The organism is Bradyrhizobium arachidis (assembly GCF_015291705.1).
GTDB lineage: Bacteria > Pseudomonadota > Alphaproteobacteria > Rhizobiales > Xanthobacteraceae > Bradyrhizobium > Bradyrhizobium arachidis.
Genome location: NZ_CP030050.1, coordinates 3,902,941 through 3,917,868 on the forward strand (window position 1 = coordinate 3,902,941; position 14,928 = coordinate 3,917,868).

At 64.8% G+C, this 14,928-nt stretch carries 16 protein-coding genes; 12 read left to right on the forward strand and 4 right to left on the reverse strand.

Annotated features, from left to right (window positions below):
• Both WN72_RS18005 and WN72_RS18010 read right to left on the reverse strand, forming a co-directional pair.
• Window positions 1-735 (reverse strand): SDR family NAD(P)-dependent oxidoreductase, encoded by a 735-nt coding sequence (locus WN72_RS18005; RefSeq protein WP_092217454.1) that lies wholly within the window; start codon window positions 733-735, stop codon window positions 1-3.
• Window positions 736-745: 10 nt separating this feature from the next.
• Complete coding sequence (locus WN72_RS18010) at window positions 746-1,786, reverse strand: LacI family DNA-binding transcriptional regulator (protein ID WP_167380958.1); 1,041 nt, start codon at window positions 1,784-1,786, stop codon at window positions 746-748.
• A 190-nt stretch (window positions 1,787-1,976) separates the two neighbouring features.
• On the opposite strand from WN72_RS18010, the gene WN72_RS18015 reads away from it, so the two are divergent.
• The 8 genes from WN72_RS18015 (at window position 1,977) to WN72_RS18050 (ending at window position 10,302) form a co-directional block, all read left to right on the forward strand.
• Window positions 1,977-3,275 (forward strand): ABC transporter substrate-binding protein, encoded by a 1,299-nt coding sequence (locus WN72_RS18015; RefSeq protein WP_167380957.1) that lies wholly within the window; start codon window positions 1,977-1,979, stop codon window positions 3,273-3,275.
• 61 nt (window positions 3,276-3,336) lie between these two features.
• On the forward strand, window positions 3,337-4,224 hold the full coding sequence (locus WN72_RS18020) for a carbohydrate ABC transporter permease (RefSeq protein WP_092217451.1): 888 nt from the start codon (window positions 3,337-3,339) through the stop codon (window positions 4,222-4,224).
• Between the two features lie 4 nt (window positions 4,225-4,228).
• Complete coding sequence (locus WN72_RS18025) at window positions 4,229-5,056, forward strand: carbohydrate ABC transporter permease (RefSeq protein WP_092217450.1); 828 nt, start codon at window positions 4,229-4,231, stop codon at window positions 5,054-5,056.
• A 7-nt stretch (window positions 5,057-5,063) separates the two neighbouring features.
• The gene (locus WN72_RS18030; RefSeq protein WP_092217449.1) at window positions 5,064-6,068 is read left to right on the forward strand and encodes a zinc-dependent alcohol dehydrogenase family protein; all 1,005 of its coding nucleotides are present in this window, start codon (window positions 5,064-5,066) and stop codon (window positions 6,066-6,068) included.
• A gap of 6 nt (window positions 6,069-6,074) precedes the next feature.
• Window positions 6,075-7,148: an ABC transporter ATP-binding protein gene (locus WN72_RS18035; RefSeq protein ID WP_092217448.1), complete on the forward strand. Its 1,074-nt coding sequence runs from the start codon at window positions 6,075-6,077 to the stop codon at window positions 7,146-7,148.
• Window positions 7,145-8,104 carry a sugar kinase gene (locus WN72_RS18040; RefSeq protein ID WP_027559090.1) on the forward strand — a complete coding sequence of 320 codons (960 nt, stop codon included), beginning with the start codon at window positions 7,145-7,147 and terminating at the stop codon, window positions 8,102-8,104. The genes WN72_RS18035 and WN72_RS18040 overlap by 4 nt, the downstream gene beginning before the upstream one ends.
• Window positions 8,101-9,138, forward strand: coding sequence for a tagatose 1,6-diphosphate aldolase (locus WN72_RS18045; RefSeq protein WP_092217447.1), 1,038 nt, complete (start codon window positions 8,101-8,103; stop codon window positions 9,136-9,138). Before WN72_RS18040 ends, WN72_RS18045 begins: the two co-directional genes overlap by 4 nt.
• Before the next feature lie 39 nt (window positions 9,139-9,177).
• Window positions 9,178-10,302 carry a mandelate racemase/muconate lactonizing enzyme family protein gene (locus WN72_RS18050; protein ID WP_092217446.1) on the forward strand — a complete coding sequence of 375 codons (1,125 nt, stop codon included), beginning with the start codon at window positions 9,178-9,180 and terminating at the stop codon, window positions 10,300-10,302.
• 93 nt (window positions 10,303-10,395) lie between these two features.
• Here WN72_RS18050 and WN72_RS18055 read toward each other — a convergent pair whose 3' ends face one another.
• A complete protein-coding gene (locus tag WN72_RS18055; protein ID WP_027559093.1) occupies window positions 10,396-10,764 on the reverse strand; it encodes a hypothetical protein in 369 nt (122 codons plus the stop codon).
• Window positions 10,765-11,052: 288 nt separating this feature from the next.
• The gene (locus tag WN72_RS18060) at window positions 11,053-11,298 is read right to left on the reverse strand and encodes a hypothetical protein (RefSeq protein ID WP_027559094.1); all 246 of its coding nucleotides are present in this window, start codon (window positions 11,296-11,298) and stop codon (window positions 11,053-11,055) included.
• A 234-nt stretch (window positions 11,299-11,532) separates the two neighbouring features.
• Here WN72_RS18060 and WN72_RS18065 point away from each other — a divergent pair, with 234 nt between their 5' ends.
• The 4 genes from WN72_RS18065 to rpoH all read left to right on the forward strand — a co-directional run bounded on the left by WN72_RS18065 (window position 11,533) and on the right by rpoH (window position 14,889).
• Window positions 11,533-11,712, forward strand: a complete 180-nt coding sequence (locus WN72_RS18065; RefSeq protein WP_092217445.1) for a hypothetical protein — start codon at window positions 11,533-11,535, stop codon at window positions 11,710-11,712.
• Between the two features lie 77 nt (window positions 11,713-11,789).
• Window positions 11,790-12,470 (forward strand): response regulator transcription factor, encoded by a 681-nt coding sequence (locus WN72_RS18070; RefSeq protein WP_027559096.1) that lies wholly within the window; start codon window positions 11,790-11,792, stop codon window positions 12,468-12,470.
• Between the two features lie 9 nt (window positions 12,471-12,479).
• Window positions 12,480-13,976 (forward strand): sensor histidine kinase, encoded by a 1,497-nt coding sequence (locus WN72_RS18075; protein ID WP_244553826.1) that lies wholly within the window; start codon window positions 12,480-12,482, stop codon window positions 13,974-13,976.
• On the forward strand, window positions 13,966-14,889 hold the full coding sequence (gene rpoH, locus WN72_RS18080; protein ID WP_092217444.1) for an RNA polymerase sigma factor RpoH: 924 nt from the start codon (window positions 13,966-13,968) through the stop codon (window positions 14,887-14,889). The genes WN72_RS18075 and rpoH overlap by 11 nt, the downstream gene beginning before the upstream one ends.
• Window positions 14,890-14,928: the final 39 nt, after the last annotated feature.

Consider the following 14,928-nt stretch of genomic DNA (forward strand, 5'->3'; position numbering starts at 1 on the left):
TCATCCCGCAAGGAATCCGCCGTCCACCGCGACCACCGTACCCGTCGCATATTGCGACGCCGGCATGCAGAGGAATGCGACTGCGCCGGCAATGTCCTCTGGTTGTCCCCAGCGCTTGAAGGCAGTGCGGTCGGCGATGCGTTGATAATGTGCGCGATCGGTGCGGCCGGCGGCGTTGATCGCGGTTTCGATGTAGCCGGGTGCCACCGCATTGACGCGGATACCTTCCTCGGCCCATTTGAGGGCGAGTGCCTTGGTCAACATCACGACGCCGCCCTTGCTGGCGCAATAGGCAGGGATGCGCGGCAGCGCCAGCGTCGCATTCATCGAGGCGATGTTGACGATCGAACCCTTGCTCTGCGCGAGCAGCGGACGGAATGCCATGCAGGTCCGGAACGTGCCGGTGAGATTGACGTCGAGCACCTTCATGAAAGTCTCGATCTCGAATTCCTTGTCGCGTGCAAGAATGCCGGCGCAATTGACCAGCGCGTCGACGCGCTTGTGCTGGCGGGCGAATGACATGACAGCCGCATCATCGGTGACATCCAGCGTCGCGAGCGTGAGGCCCGCGCGTGGCTTGAGCAGGGTGCGGGCAAGATCGGTATCGTTGGCACCGGTTGCCGTGACAGTCGCGCCGAGGTCGCAAAACTGGTTGCTGATCGCAGCGCCGATGTCGCCGGCGCCGCCGATCACGACGGCATGAAAGCCGGGTGCGAGAGAAAAGTTGGAATTCATCGCGCGTGTCTCACTTCAGGGATTTCGGAGGAGGAGCAGTCGATTCACGGACCACCAGCGAGAAGTCGATCTCGCGGTGCATGATGGTCTGCTCGCCGGCGAGGCTTCGGACCAGATATTCGCCCGCACGCTGCCAGGTTTCTCCGGTCGGGACGTGGATCGTGGTCAGGCTCGGCCGCAAATGGCGGCTCCAGTCGAGATCGTCGAAGCCGACGACCGACAGATCGCGCGGCACCGAGAATCCGTCGCGCTCCGCCTCGAGCAGCACGCCATAGGCGATGACGTCGTTGCCGCAGACTACGGCCGTCGGGCGGTCCTTGAGGTTGAGGAGATAGCGGGCCGCCTCGCGGGCGTCGTCGAGCGTATAGGGCACCTCGACATGCCATTGCGGGGGAAGCTCGAGGCCGTTCTCGGCGAGCGCGCGGCGGAAGCCGGCGACGCGGGCGCTGGCGCGGTCATTGTTGCGCTGGAGCGCAGAGACGATCCCGATCCGGCGATGGCCGAGCTCGATGACATGTGCGGCGGCGCGATGGGCTGCGGCCTCATTGTCGGTGCCGACGCAAGGGTAGGGGCGGTCAGGCTGATAGATGCCGACATTGATGAAGGGCACCGCATTGTCGGCGAGCAGTTTTCGCAATCCGTCGTGATGGCAATCGCCGCGCAGCACGAGGCCGTCGACACCGCGGCTGATCAGATTGCGCGCCTGCTGCAATTCGACGTCGAGGTCGTAGCCGCTGGTGGTGAGGAACAGCATGTATCCGACCGAGGACAGATACTGCTGCAGCGAGGCAATGCCGCGCGCGAACATCGTGTTGTCGATGGTCGGCACGATCGCGCCGAGCGTGCGCGAGCGGCGCGATGAGAGGATCCGTGCCGGCGCATGCGGGATGTAGCCGAGCGCGTCGATGGCCTGCTCGATGCGCGCGCGTAAGGACGGGCTCACCGCGTTGGGATTGTTGAGGGCGCGCGAGACCGATGCCGTCGAGACGCCGGCGCGGGCCGCCACGGCGCGGATGCCCTGCTTCACAGACTTGGCGTTGGTCAGTCTCATGAATGTAACGTTACATCTTGCGTAGGGAGCCGCTCGGTAGCGATAATGTCGCAAATCTGCCGTGGATTGTGCAGCTTGTCCATGCTTGACAGGGCGGATGTGAGGTTTATTTTGTAACCGTTTTCAGTGGTGCTCAAACGTGTTCAAAATGGTCCGCCAGCTTAAGGCGGCCAGCCGGGAGGAGAGTTCGATGAAGGCCAGGATGCTCGCGACGCATGTCGCGTTGCCCGTTCTCGCGATTGCCGTCAGCGCGCAGGCGCGCGCCGCCGATTTCGACTGGATGAAGTTCAAGGGCAAGACCGTCACCTTTCTCGCCAACAATAATCCGGTCTCGCAGGCGCTGCTGACCTACAAAGCTGATTTCGAGAAGCTGACCGGCATGACCCTGAAGGTCGACGGTTATCAGGAACAGCAGATGCGCCAGCGTCTGGTCACCGTCATGAATGCGAACAGCGACGAGGTCGACGTGTTCATGACGCTGCCTTCGCGCGAGGGCGAGCAGTTCGCGGCGGCCGGATGGTACGCTGATCTCACGACAATGGCCAAGAACGAGGTCGCCAAGGACTATGATCCGAGCGGGGTGAGCCAGGCCCTGCTCAAGGCCGCGACCTTCAACGGTAAGCTCACCAGCATGCCCATGAATCTCGAAGGGCCGATCTTCTATTATCGCACCGACATCTTCAAGAAGTGCGGCCTCGATGCGCCGAAGACGATCAAGGACGTCGAGGCTGCGGCCGAGAAGATCAAGACCTGCGATGGCACGGTGACGCCGTTCGTCTCGCGCGGCCTCAAGCCGGCGGTCGCCTACACCTTCAGCAACCTGCTGCACAATATCGGCGGCACATACATCGCCAACGGCAAGTCGAACCTCTGTTCGGCCAAGGGCAAGGAGGCGCTTGACACCTATAGCCGGCTGCTGCGCGACTTCGGACCGCCCGGCGTCGTCAACTACAGCTTCCAGCAGATTTCGGCGCTCTATCGCGGCGGCCGCGCCGCAATGGCGTTCGAATCCTCGAATGAGCTGCGCACGGTGATGGAAGGCGGTGCGCGCCTGAAGGACACCGGCCTGCTGCCGTTCCCGGCGGGCGATGCCGGCCAGGTGCCGACCACGATCGGCTGGGGCATGGCAGTGTCCTCGCACAGCAAGCAGCCGGATGCGGCCTGGTACTTCGTGCAATGGGCGACCAGCCCCGAGGTGCAGAAGAAGATGGCGCTCCAGGGCATCGCGCCGCCGCGCCCGTCCGTCGCCAACGATCCCGAATATCGCAAGTGGATCGACGAGGAGCCGGTGCGGAAGGAATGGCAGGCCGCGCTCGACGTGCTCGCCACCAAGGGTTCGTCCGAAGTCGGCTATCCCATCGTCGCCAATCCGCAATCGCGCGAGTTCATCGGGCAGGCGGTGCAGGACCTGATCCTGAAGCAGAAGCCGATCGACCAAGCCTGCGCGGATGCCGACAAGGCGCTCGATGCGCTGATCGCACTGAATTAACGGCCTCTTGCCGGTAGGCAAGCTGCCTGCCGGCACCTAATTCGATCGAGGACACCAACGCATGTCGGACACGGCTGCGACACTGACGCAGGACCGGCAGAAGCTGGAGATGGCGGCGCTTTCGGCACCGGCCGTGATCTTCACGGTCGCGATGATCGCGTTTCCGGTCCTCTATACGATCTGGCTCGGCTTCCAGACGTTCTCCTCGACCGGCAAGCAGTCGTTCGCGGGCCTCGCCAATTATTCGAAGTTGATTTCGGACTACGAGTTCTGGCACGGACTGTGGGTCACCATCGCGCTTTATGTGCTGTCGCTGGTGCTCCAGCTCGTCTTCGGCGTCTGGCTGGCGCTGGTGCTGTTCCACGCCAAGCGCCTGCCGGGCATCGTGCGCTCGCTGTTCATCTCGCCCTTCATGATGCCGCCGGTGGTGGCGGGCATGATGTGGCTGGTCATCCTCGATCCGTCGCTGGGCGCCGCCAACTATATCCTGCAATCGCTCGGCCTGCCGCCCTCGGACTGGCTGGCCTCGCCGACATGGGTCATTCCGACCGTGGCGCTGATCGACAGCTGGCAGTGGACGCCTTACGTCGCGCTGATCGTACTGGGCGGGCTGCAGTCGCTGCCGCCGAGCGTCTACGAGGCCGCGCAGATCGACGGCGCATCGCCGTTCAAGACGTTCCAGCGCATCACGCTGCCGCTGCTGCTGCCGACCATCGTCACCGCGGCGATCCTGCGCAGCGTCGATCTCCTGCGCTTCTTCGACATCATCTACATCACCACTCAGGGCGGCCCGGGCAACGCTTCCAACACGCTCAACATCTACGGCTTCCGGGTCGGCTTCGAATTCTTCAACATCGGCTATGCCAGCGCCCTGATGCTGACGCTGACGGCGATCGTGTTCGGCGCCTTGCTCGCCTTCAACCGCCTGCGCGGCGCGGTGGCGTGGTGACCTCATGACCGACGCAGCCACCACCGATCGCTGGATCCGCTGGCTCAACACGCTGCAGCTCGTGCTCGCCGGCGTGCTCATCATGGCGCCGACGGTCTGGATGGTGCTGTCCTCGTTCAAGCCGTCGTTCGAGGTCACCGCCTATCCGCCGACGCTGATCTTCACGCCGACGCTGGAGAACTATGTCGAGCTGACCAAGACCACGCCGTTCCTCAGCTACGCGCTCAACAGCCTGATCGTCACGGTCGGCTCGACCGCGCTCGGCCTGCTGTTTGGAATTCCCGCCGCTTTCGCCGTCTCCTGGACGCGCATCTCATGGCCGGCGATCCTGACGCTCGCAGCGCGCATGGCGCCGGGCACTCTGTTTCTGCTGCCGTGGTACGTCATGTTCCGGCAAATCGGCATGATCGGCTCGTACACCGCGCTGATCCTCAGCCATGCCGTGATCACGCTGCCGATCGTGATCTGGGTCTTGCTGCCGTCGTTCGACGGCATACCACGCAGCGTGTTCGAGGCGGCGCAGGTCGACGGATGCAGCGTCACGCGCATCCTCTGGCGCATCGCGCTGCCGCTGGTGGCGTCCGGCGTGGCTGTCTCCGCGATCCTCGCCTTCGTCTTCTCTTGGAACTACTTCCTGTTTGCGCTGGTGCTCTCCAATGGCGACACCAAGACGCTGATCGCGGCGGCCTTCAACTTCATCGGCGAAGGCTCGACGCAATGGGGCGCCCTCATGGCCGCGGCGACGCTGATCGCATTGCCGCCGCTTGTGCTCGCCGCCCTGGTTCAGCGCTGGCTGGTGTCCGGACTGACGCTCGGCGCGGTGAAAGGCTAGGTATCTGATGAACGTATCGCCCCATCCGAATTCGATCATGCAGGCCGCGGTCTTCCACGGCAACGACCGCATCACCATCGAGCGTGTTGCGATGCCCGAAGTCGGCGCCGGCGAGGTGCTGGTGCGCGTCTCGCGCACCGCGCTGTGCGGCTCGGACTTCAAGCTCTGGCACAAGGGCGCCGAGTTCACCGCCGGTCACGAGATCTTTGGCGTCGTCGAGCAGCCTGGTCACCGGCTGCATGGCCGCCGCTGCGCCGTTTATATCCCGCTTCATTGCGACCACTGCGCGGCCTGCAAGCGCGGGGACACCCAGATGTGCCTGGAAGTCTCGAGCCTGATCGGCTGGAACAGGCCAGGCGGCTATGCCGAATACGTTCCGGTGCCCGAAAACTGCCTGCTGCCGGTGCCTGACGATATCGAGGACAGCCTCGCGCCGCTGCTGCTCGACACCATCGGCACGTCGGGGCACGCCGTGCGCTTCGTCAGTCGCGTGGTGCCAGCGAGTGAGGCAGGTCCGGTCCTCGTCATGGGGGCGGGGCCGGTCGGCCTCGGCGTGGTGCTGGCGCTCCGCGCGCTCGGCTATGGCGATATCTACGTCGCCGATCCCAACGCGGCGCGGTTGAAGATCGCGCAGTCCTTCGGCGCGAAGGCGCACCCGGTCGGCGATACCTCCAAGCGCTTCGCCCTCATTATGGAATGCTCCGGCGCCCATGCGGCGCGCAATCTCGGCATCGAGCTGGTTCTGCCGCGCGGCGCGCTGGTGCTGGTCGGCGAGAACGCCGCGCCCTGGACCATCGAGGAAGGCAAGGTCTTCCGTCGCAAGGATTTCTATATGATCCGGACCTTCTATTTCCCGGTCTCGGATTTCGAGCCGAATGTCGAGCTGCTGCGCAAGTACAAGGATGAATACCGCGTCCTGGTCGATGGCGAGTTCGGCCTGTCGGCTCTGCCCGAGAATTTCGCCCGGTTCGCCAAGGGCGAGCTGATCAAGCCCGTGCTGGCGCTGGACTGAGCGATCATGGCCTCGATCTCGATCCGAAATCTCACCAAACGCTACGGCAATTTCACTGTGATCCCCGATCTCAATCTGGAGATCGCGGACCACGAGTTCGTCGTGTTCGTCGGCCCGTCTGGCTGCGGCAAATCGACCTTGCTGCGTATCATCGCCGGCCTGGAGCCGATCTCGTCAGGCGACCTCTATATCGGCGACAAGCGCGTCAACGGCGTGCAGGCCGCGCAGCGCGATATCGCCATGGTGTTCCAGGACTACGCGCTCTATCCGCACATGAAAGTCTACGACAACATGTCGTTTGCGCTGGAGCTGCGCGGCACGCCGAAAGCGGAGATCGACGCCCGGGTGAAACGTGCCGCCGCGTTGCTGCACATCGAGCCTTATCTCGACCGTAAGCCGAAGGAGCTCTCCGGCGGCCAGCGCCAGCGCGTCGCCATGGGGCGCGCCATCGTGCGTAACCCCAAGGCCTTCCTGTTCGACGAGCCGCTGTCCAATCTCGACGCCAAGCTGCGCGGGCAGGTGCGCGCCGAGATCAAGGCGCTGTCGCAGGAGCTGAAGACCACCATGGTCTTCGTCACCCATGATCAGATCGAAGCCATGACGATGGCCGACCGGATCGTGGTGCTCCAGAGCGGCACGATCCAGCAATACGATACGCCCGAGGCGGTCTATGAGCGGCCGGCTAACCAGTTCGTCGCCGGCTTCATCGGCTCGCCCGCGATGAACTTCTTCCCGGTCGAGTGGCGTCAGGAGCGTGCGATCCTTTCGCAAGGTGGAACGGTGGTGCCGCTGGACGGCGAGACCGCGAGCAACCTGAGTAAGGCCGGCAACGCCGTGCTGGGCATTCGCCCCGAACATTTTGCCGTCGCTACCGATGCTGCCGATGGTATCGCCATCAACGTCAAGCTGGTCGAGCCGCTCGGCTCGGATACGCTGATCCATTTCGATCTCGCCGGCGGCTCCGCCATTGCGCGGGTCGATCCGGCGCTGCGGCCGAAGGTCGGCGATCGCATCAATCTGCGTCCGCAGCCGGGCAAGACGCATCTGTTTGACTCTGCCAAGGGACTGGTCCTGCGGTGAGCGCGTCGGCCAACATTGGTGATCTCTCCGCGCTGGCGGACGTCGCGTCCAGGGCGAGGCCCGTGCACGTGATCTGCCTCGGCCTGTCCGCGCTCGACCAGGTCTGGCGCGTCGATCGGCCGTTCGCGGGTGGAAGCGAGAAGATCAAGGCCCTCGAATACGGCACGCTTGGCGGCGGCATGGCCGCCAATGCGAGTGTGGCAGTGGCAAAGCTCGGCGCGTCTGTCGCGTTCTGGGGGCGGGCAGGGAATGATGCCGCCGGCAAAGAAATGAAGTCGGCTTTCATCGCTGAAGGCGTCGATGTCGAGAATTTCCGGCTGTTTCCCGATGGTCGTTCGTCGGTCTCCGGGATCATCGTCGACAGCAGCGGCGAGCGGCAGATCGTCAATTTCCGTGGCCTCTTTCCGGAGGCCGCAGACTGGCTTCCACTCGAAGCCGTTGCGCGCGCATCGTCCGTGCTGGCGGATCCGCGCTGGGTCGAAGGCGCGGCGACGCTGTTCCGTGAGGCGCGAGCGCGTGGCATCCCGACGGTGCTTGACGGCGACATGGCCGATGCCGAGGTGTTCGAGCGGCTGCTGCCGTCGACCGACCACGCGATCTTCTCCGAGCCCGCGCTCGCCGCCTTTGCCGGCTCGGCCAAAGATGAATCTCTTGCAGCGCTTGCGCGCTTCGGTTGCCGGGTCATCGCGGTCACGCGCGGCGAGGGCGGTGTCAGCTGGTATGAGAACGGCCAGCTGCACCGGCAGGCCGCCTATGCCGTCGACGTCGTCGACACTACTGGCGCGGGCGACGTCTTCCATGGCGCCTATGCGCTGGCGATCGGCGCCGGTCTCGACATACGCGCTGCCATGACTTTTTCGGCGGCCACGGCCGCCATGAAATGCCGCCACGCCGGCGGCCGCAATGGAATCCCTGCCATCAACGAGTGTCTTGTATTCATGAGGACGAAGCCATGAGAACGATTGGAAAGAACCGCGGCCTGGCACGGCTTGCTGACGCGGATGGCCACTTTCGCATGGTCGCGCTGGATCAGCGGCCGCCACTGTTCGACGCCATCGCGAAAGCAAAGGGCATCACGCGGGATCAGGTCGAATATTCCGACGTCACGGCGGCCAAGCGCCTTCTCGTCGAGAACCTCGCGCCGCATTGCAGCTCGATGCTGTTCGACCCGAACTTTGCCGTGCCTGCTGCGATCGATCTGTTGCCGCCGCGCTGCGGCCTGATCATGACTCTGGAAGAGCATCGCGTCGAGGAGACCGCGGGTGGCCGCAAGTCGCGCGCCATCACCAATTGGAGCGTGGAAAAGATCCGAGCCATGGGCGGTGACGCTGTCAAGGTGCTGGCCTGGTACCGGCCGGACGCCGATGCCGCGGTGAACGAGCATCAGAAGAAGTTCGTGCGGGAGATCGGCGATGACTGCGCCCGCCACGACATTCCCTACGTGCTCGAGTTGCTGGTCTATCCGTTCCTCGGCAGTGCCAATCACACGGCCGATTACGTGGAATCGCCCGGCAAGCTTCCTCAGCTCGTCATCGACAGTGTGCGCGAGTTCGCCAAACCCGAATACAACGTCGATCTTCTCAAGCTGGAGAGCCCGCTGGCAGCCAACGGCCTGCCGGCCCGCGACGGCAGCGCGGAGGCCAAGGCCGCGCAAAAGGAGTTCGATGCGATCGGCGATATCTGCCGCGAGCGGAGCATCCCCTGGGTGCTGCTGTCGGGCGGTGCAGCGCCCGAAAAGTTTGAGCGTGTGCTCGACTACTCCTATGCCGCGGGGGCAAGCGGATTCCTGGCAGGCCGCACCATCTGGCTCGATGCCGTCCTGAAGAATTTTCCAGACCGCGCGGCGGTCTCCGCAAGCCTGCGCAAGGATGGCCTCGGCGTGCTGGAGCGGCTCAACCAGCTGACCACGGCCAAGGGCACGCCCTGGAAGGCGCGCTTTCCGGTATTCAGCGATATCAAGCAGGAAGGTGACTTCGCGCGCGCCTACTAAGATGGTAGCGGTTCGGCGTGGTCTCGCAGGATCTGCAGTATGACTGACAGCTTCACCATCCGTTCGATCGAGGCGTTCTGCTACCGCTACCCGCTGGCAACGCCGGTGGTGACGTCGTTCGGCAAGATGCTCAACCGTCCCGCCGTCTTCGTTCGCGCTGTCGACGAGGACGGCGTCGAGGGATGGGGTGAAGCCTGGTCCAACTTTCCAGCGCCAGGCTCGGAGCATCGCGCCCGGCTCATCAACGAGGTGCTTGCGCCGGGCCTCGTCGGGCGCAAATTCGACGGTCCTGGTCGGGCTTTCGGGGCCCTGACCGGGGGCACCGAAGTGCTGGCGCTCCAATGCGGCGAGCCTGGTCCGTTCGCGCAGGCGATCTCGGGCATCGATCTCGCGCTATGGGATCTTTTCGCGCGACGCCGGAACTTGCCGCTGTGGCGGCTGCTCGGCGGACAATCGCGCAAGATCAAGGTGTACGCCAGCGGCATCAATCCCGGCGGCGCCGCGCAGACGGCCGAAGTTGCGCTCAAGCGCGGTCATCGTGCGCTGAAGCTGAAAGTCGGCTTCGGTGCCGAGACCGACCTCGCCAATCTCGTCGCACTGCGCGCCATCATCGGCACGGGCATGCTCGCTACCGATGCCAATCAGGGATGGTCCGTTGCCCAGGCCTTGGAAATGCTGCCGCGATTGGCCGCATTCGATCTACGCTGGCTGGAGGAACCCATCCGCGCCGACCGGCCGCGCGAGGAGTGGCGCAGGCTGCGGATGGCCGCGAAGATGCCGATCGCCGCGGGCGAGAACATCTCCAGCGTCGAGGGATTCAAGGAAGTTCTCGCCGAAGACGTGCTCGGCGTGGTTCAGCCCGACATCGCGAAATGGGGCGGGCTCAGCGCCTGCGCCGGCGTCGCGCGTGACGTCCTGAAATCGGGCAAGACGTTCTGCCCGCATTATCTCGGTGGCGGCATTGGGCTGCTTGCCTCGGCGCACCTTTTGGCGAGCGTCGGGGGCGACGGCTGGCTCGAGGTCGACATCAACGACAATCCGCTGCGCGACCTCTTCTGCGGTCCCGTTGCCGATGTGACGGACGGTACGGTCAGCCTGGGCGAAGAGCCGGGGCTTGGCTTTGCACCGGATCTCGCCTCGATTGCACGTCACCGCAGTTTGTGAAAGCCTCGGCAGCGCCAGGGCTGCTGCATGGCAGCAGCAAACGCCTGGCGCCGACGGCCGTTGGTCCGGAGCGATGGGAGTTGAGCGTGTAGATTAGCTGCAGCTCAACGGTAACGGCTGGTACGGATGAAACTCGTACCAGTCATAGCAATCCGGATAGGCGCCGTAGAGTCCATATCCGGAACGGAAGCGGCCGTAGTGGTGAAACGCGTGCTGGCGGAGGCCGCCGGCATGTCCGCCGAAGCCGAGGTGCTCGCCGCCGAACCGGGCGCCCCCGCCAAAGCCTCCCTCATGGCCCATGCCGCCGAAATGCGCGCCACCGCCGAAGCCCGCATGTCCGCCGCCGAAGCCGCCGCCGCCAAAGCCGCCGTGGCCACCGCCGCCGCCGTGCGCGTTGGCTGCGCCGATGGCGAGGGTCGAGGCGAGCGCTGCCGTCGCCAGAATCATGATCGTGCGTGTCATGGAAAACTCCTCTCGTGTTGAGCTGCCCGGCCATCCGTGATGCCCGCTGCCGCGTCGCGCCTTGCGCGAGGCTGCTGATGGTCGAGCGAGTGATGAAAGAGAGGTAGGCGCGGGGCGCGGCAATCCAACTGAATTCGGCGTCAGACATGAGGCGCGACGCTCGCGCAGGTGATCGCGCTACGCGTGCCCGCGACGCGCGGAAGGGAGCGGGCTGAACCGAGCAGCCCGCTCCCTGTCGTTCCATCAGCAGCGTCCGGCGGAGTTACGCGGCCGGTCGCATTGGCGCGATCAGTAGCCCGTGCCCGGCTCGCAAGGCACGTTGTTGCCGGTCCACGGCGCGGTCGCGAAGGCTCCGACGCGCGGCGCGGGGACGCAGGCGCGCTCGCCCGGATAATAGAACTGAGCGTTGCTCGCGACCGTATCGGCTTCGACCGCAGGCTGCCGCACGACGCGATGGTGCTCGCGCGCCATGACGGGTCCGCCCAGCATGGCGGCGGCAATCAATCCCATCGACAACAGTTTGGACGTGGTCATTCGCTCTCTCCATTGATGACGTCAGGCCGAACCAAGCCGGCTCGCTATCCAGATGTGAACGATGGGCCGCGATTCAAATGCACGAATTGCTCACCGCATTTCAACCGCGTGTGAGCCGATGCGGCGTCGCGAGCACGATCGTGCGAATCCATAACATCCGTGGCCCCCCGGACGACCGATGGCGCGTTGACAACATATGCTTGACGTAGCGCAGTTCAGAGCGGAGCCCGCAAGATGATCATTACGTTTGTAACACGCATAATTCACGCGCTCGTGCTGTTGGCGACGCGCGCAGCTGACAACATGAACCGCAATTTAATGGCACCGCGCGCGCCGCAGCATTACCTCATGCTGCAGGGGGCGGCCCGCATCAGGCGGCATCAGCGCCGCGCGTCCGACGAGCGCGGGCACTGAGCATGACATTGCGCGACGCCGAACCCGTGCTGTCCCGCCGTGCGCCAAAGCGCTGGGCGGACCATGGGACGAAGCTCATGAACCGGATTCTCCTGATCGAGGACGACGCCGAGACCGCCGAGGCGATCGTTGCCGAGCTCGCCGATCGCGGCTTCGAGGTGCAATGGGCCGGCGACGGCGTTGACGGTCTCAACCGGGCGCGCGCATCGAGCCCCGACGCCATGATCGTCGATCGGATGCTGCCGGGGATGGACGGGCTCTCCGTTATCGAAACGCTGCGCAAGGATCAGGTCAGAACGCCCGTGCTGGTGCTGAGCGCGCTCGGCGCGGTGGACGATCGGGTGCGCGGACTGCGCATGGGCGGAGACGATTATCTCACAAAGCCGTTCGCGCTGGTCGAGCTGGTCGCGCGGATCGAGGCATTGCTGCGCCGTCCGACCGACTGCCGTGAAACCATTTTGCATGTCGGACCGCTCGAGCTCGATCTGATCGAGCGCACCGCACGACGCGGCGGGCGCGAGCTCGACCTGCTACCCCGCGAATTCCGCTTGCTCGAATACATGATGCGCCGGAACGACCAATTGCTGACGCGCGCGATGCTGCTCGAGGAAGTCTGGAACTACAAGTTCGTGCCGGCGACCACGAACCTGATCGACGTGCATATGGGCCGCCTTCGCCACAAGGTCGATGGCCCCGGAGAGGTACAGCTCATCCACAATGTGCGCGGCTCCGGCTTCGTCCTGCGCTCGCGGCAATAGGGGCGGGCGATGCACCAGATTCAGTTGATCCGCTCCGCCACGTTCCTTTGGGCTCTGGCTGTGGCGGCCGCCTTCGGGTTGTTCGTGGTCGCCCTGTTTGCATTTGTCTACTTCAAGCTCGACGATTATCTGGTCGCGCGATCCGATCGCATGATCACCAGGCAGATCCACTTCATGGCCGACCTGCCGCCGGCGCGCCGCGTCAACGCCATCGCGGATCATCTCGCGCAGGATTCCAGGGGCGTGCAGTATGCTGGACTGTTCGACGCTGCCGGCGTCCGCCTTGCCGGCAACATCGAACGTGTGCCGCGCGGGCTCCAGCTAGACGGAGCGGTACAGGGCGTGCGGCTCGATCTGTTCGAAAAGCCGGTGCTGCACGTTCCAGTCGTCAGGGCGGTCGGCACGCGTCTTGAGGGCGGCGATGTCGTGGTGATGGGCCGGAACGTCGATGAAACGCGCGAGATATCGAGCGTGGTGGGCGAGGCCCTGGCCTTGGGCCTGCTGCCGGCCTTCAGCCTCTGCCTGCTCGCCGGTGCGTGGCTGAGCCTTCGCGCTCAGAGGCGCGTCGAGGAGGTCAACCAGCGGGTCCAGCGCATTGTGGCTGGCGAGCTGCGCGAGCGGCTTCCGGAGGGCGATACCGACGATTCCTTTGCGCGGCTGGCTGGGATCGTCAACGGCATGCTCGACGAGATGGAGACGATGATCAGTGCGCTTGCCAGCGTCGGCAACGATATCGCCCATGATCTCCGAACTCCGCTCACGCGCGTCCGCCTGGCGCTGGAGCGCGGGCGAACGCATGCGGCAACGCTGGAGGAGCTCCAGGAGGTTACGGATAATGCCATCGCCGGCATCGACCAGTCGCTGGCGATCGTGACGGCCTTGCTGCGCCTGACCGAGATCGAGAACAACCGTCGCACGGCCGGCTTCGGCGACGTGGCGCTCGACGAGATACTGCGCGAGGTCCTCGACGTCTATGAGCCCATCGCCGAGGACAAACGCATTGGGCTCGGTGTCGTCGTCGAGCGCAATGTGCGGGTGTGGGGAGACCGCGACCTGCTGTTCGAGGCGGTCGCTAACCTCGTCGACAATGCCATCAAGTTCACGCCGTCAGGCGGACGGGTGGAGCTCGCCCTGGAAGCGGAGGATGACACCGCGCTCGTAAGCGTGAGCGATACCGGGCCCGGCATCAGCGAGCAGGAGCGCGAGGCGGTGCTGCGGCGCTTCTACCGCTCCGACAGGATGCGCAATACACCGGGCGTCGGATTAGGGCTGAGCCTGGTGGCCGCCATCGTCAAGCTGCATGGCTTCCGGCTGATCATCGGACCGGCGCCAGGAGGGCGTGTCGAGATCCTTGCCTGGACCCGAGGAGCGGCCAAATCCGCAACCCGCCGGGTCGCGGACGGCGCTGCATGCAGGCGCCAGCCAGATGGGATGAGCCAAATGAAGCGCGATGCTTTCGCGAATGGTCAGCCGGATTTGAGTGTGGGAGTGACGAATGCAGACTAGCCACGAAATTGCAAGGCGCGATCCGGTCACCGTGCCGGGCGCATCGATGTTGACGCCGTTCCTCAGCGCCTATTCTGCGGCCATCAGGCGCTTCGACCTGCTTGAGCCGGGGCAGGAGCAGCAGCTGGCGCGTAGCTGGCAGGAAACGCGGGACCGCGGCGCAGCGGATGCACTCGTCACCAGCCATCTTCGGCTCGCCGCCAAGCTGGCGCGCGGCTATCAGGGATATGGCCTGCCGTTGGTCGATCTGATCGCGGAAGCGAATTTGGGTCTCGTGATCGCAGCGTCTCGCTTCGAACCCGGCCGCGGCGCCCGCTTTTCGACCTATGCGATCTGGTGGATCAAGGCCGCCATTCACGAATATATCCTGCGGTCATGGTCCCTGGTGAAGATCGGAACGACGGCCGCGCAGAAGAAGCTGTTCTTCAAACTCCGCAGCGAGATCAGGAAGGCCACCGGCAGTGCAATGACTGGGCTTACGCCTGACGTCGCCGAGTTGATCGCCGGGAAGCTGGAGGTGACGGCGCGAGAGGTGCTCGAGATGGACGTGCGGCTCAATGGCGACATGTCGCTGAACGCGCGCGTCGGCAGCGAGGACAATGGAACCGAGTTGGAGGCCCTTCTGGTCGATGAGGCGGTCGACGCCGAGACGGTGCTCGTCGATCACGAGCAGACGGAGCGGCGCACCAGGGCCTTGCGCGCCGCGCTGGGCGGGCTTGCTGCGCGGGAACGCCGTGTCTTCGAAGCGCGGCGGTTGACGGAATCTCCTGTCACGCGCGATCAGCTCGCCCGCGAATTGTCCATCTCCAGTGAACGCGTTCGACAGATCGAAAATCGCGCGTTCGCCAAGGTCAAGCGCGCCGTCGTGCTCGCCGCGCAGGAGGCATCACGCGCTGCCGTATGCAGCGTCTGAATTGCTTTTCATTTGAACGGAGGTCCGACCGTCCTCACC

Coding starts and splice junctions, on each gene's coding strand:
- WN72_RS18020 (WP_092217451.1), top strand. CDS start 3,337: ATGTCGGACACGGCTGCGACACTGACGCAGGACCGGCAGAAGCTGGAG.
- rpoH (WP_092217444.1), top strand. CDS start 13,966: ATGCAGACTAGCCACGAAATTGCAAGGCGCGATCCGGTCACCGTGCCG.
- WN72_RS18075 (WP_244553826.1), top strand. CDS start 12,480: ATGCACCAGATTCAGTTGATCCGCTCCGCCACGTTCCTTTGGGCTCTG.
- WN72_RS18070 (WP_027559096.1), top strand. CDS start 11,790: ATGAACCGGATTCTCCTGATCGAGGACGACGCCGAGACCGCCGAGGCG.
- WN72_RS18025 (WP_092217450.1), top strand. CDS start 4,229: ATGACCGACGCAGCCACCACCGATCGCTGGATCCGCTGGCTCAACACG.
- WN72_RS18065 (WP_092217445.1), top strand. CDS start 11,533: ATGATCATTACGTTTGTAACACGCATAATTCACGCGCTCGTGCTGTTG.
- WN72_RS18055 (WP_027559093.1), bottom strand. CDS start 10,764: ATGACACGCACGATCATGATTCTGGCGACGGCAGCGCTCGCCTCGACC.
- WN72_RS18030 (WP_092217449.1), top strand. CDS start 5,064: ATGAACGTATCGCCCCATCCGAATTCGATCATGCAGGCCGCGGTCTTC.
- WN72_RS18035 (WP_092217448.1), top strand. CDS start 6,075: ATGGCCTCGATCTCGATCCGAAATCTCACCAAACGCTACGGCAATTTC.
- WN72_RS18015 (WP_167380957.1), top strand. CDS start 1,977: ATGAAGGCCAGGATGCTCGCGACGCATGTCGCGTTGCCCGTTCTCGCG.
- WN72_RS18060 (WP_027559094.1), bottom strand. CDS start 11,298: ATGACCACGTCCAAACTGTTGTCGATGGGATTGATTGCCGCCGCCATG.
- WN72_RS18010 (WP_167380958.1), bottom strand. CDS start 1,786: ATGAGACTGACCAACGCCAAGTCTGTGAAGCAGGGCATCCGCGCCGTG.
- WN72_RS18045 (WP_092217447.1), top strand. CDS start 8,101: ATGAGAACGATTGGAAAGAACCGCGGCCTGGCACGGCTTGCTGACGCG.
- WN72_RS18050 (WP_092217446.1), top strand. CDS start 9,178: ATGACTGACAGCTTCACCATCCGTTCGATCGAGGCGTTCTGCTACCGC.
- WN72_RS18005 (WP_092217454.1), bottom strand. CDS start 735: ATGAATTCCAACTTTTCTCTCGCACCCGGCTTTCATGCCGTCGTGATC.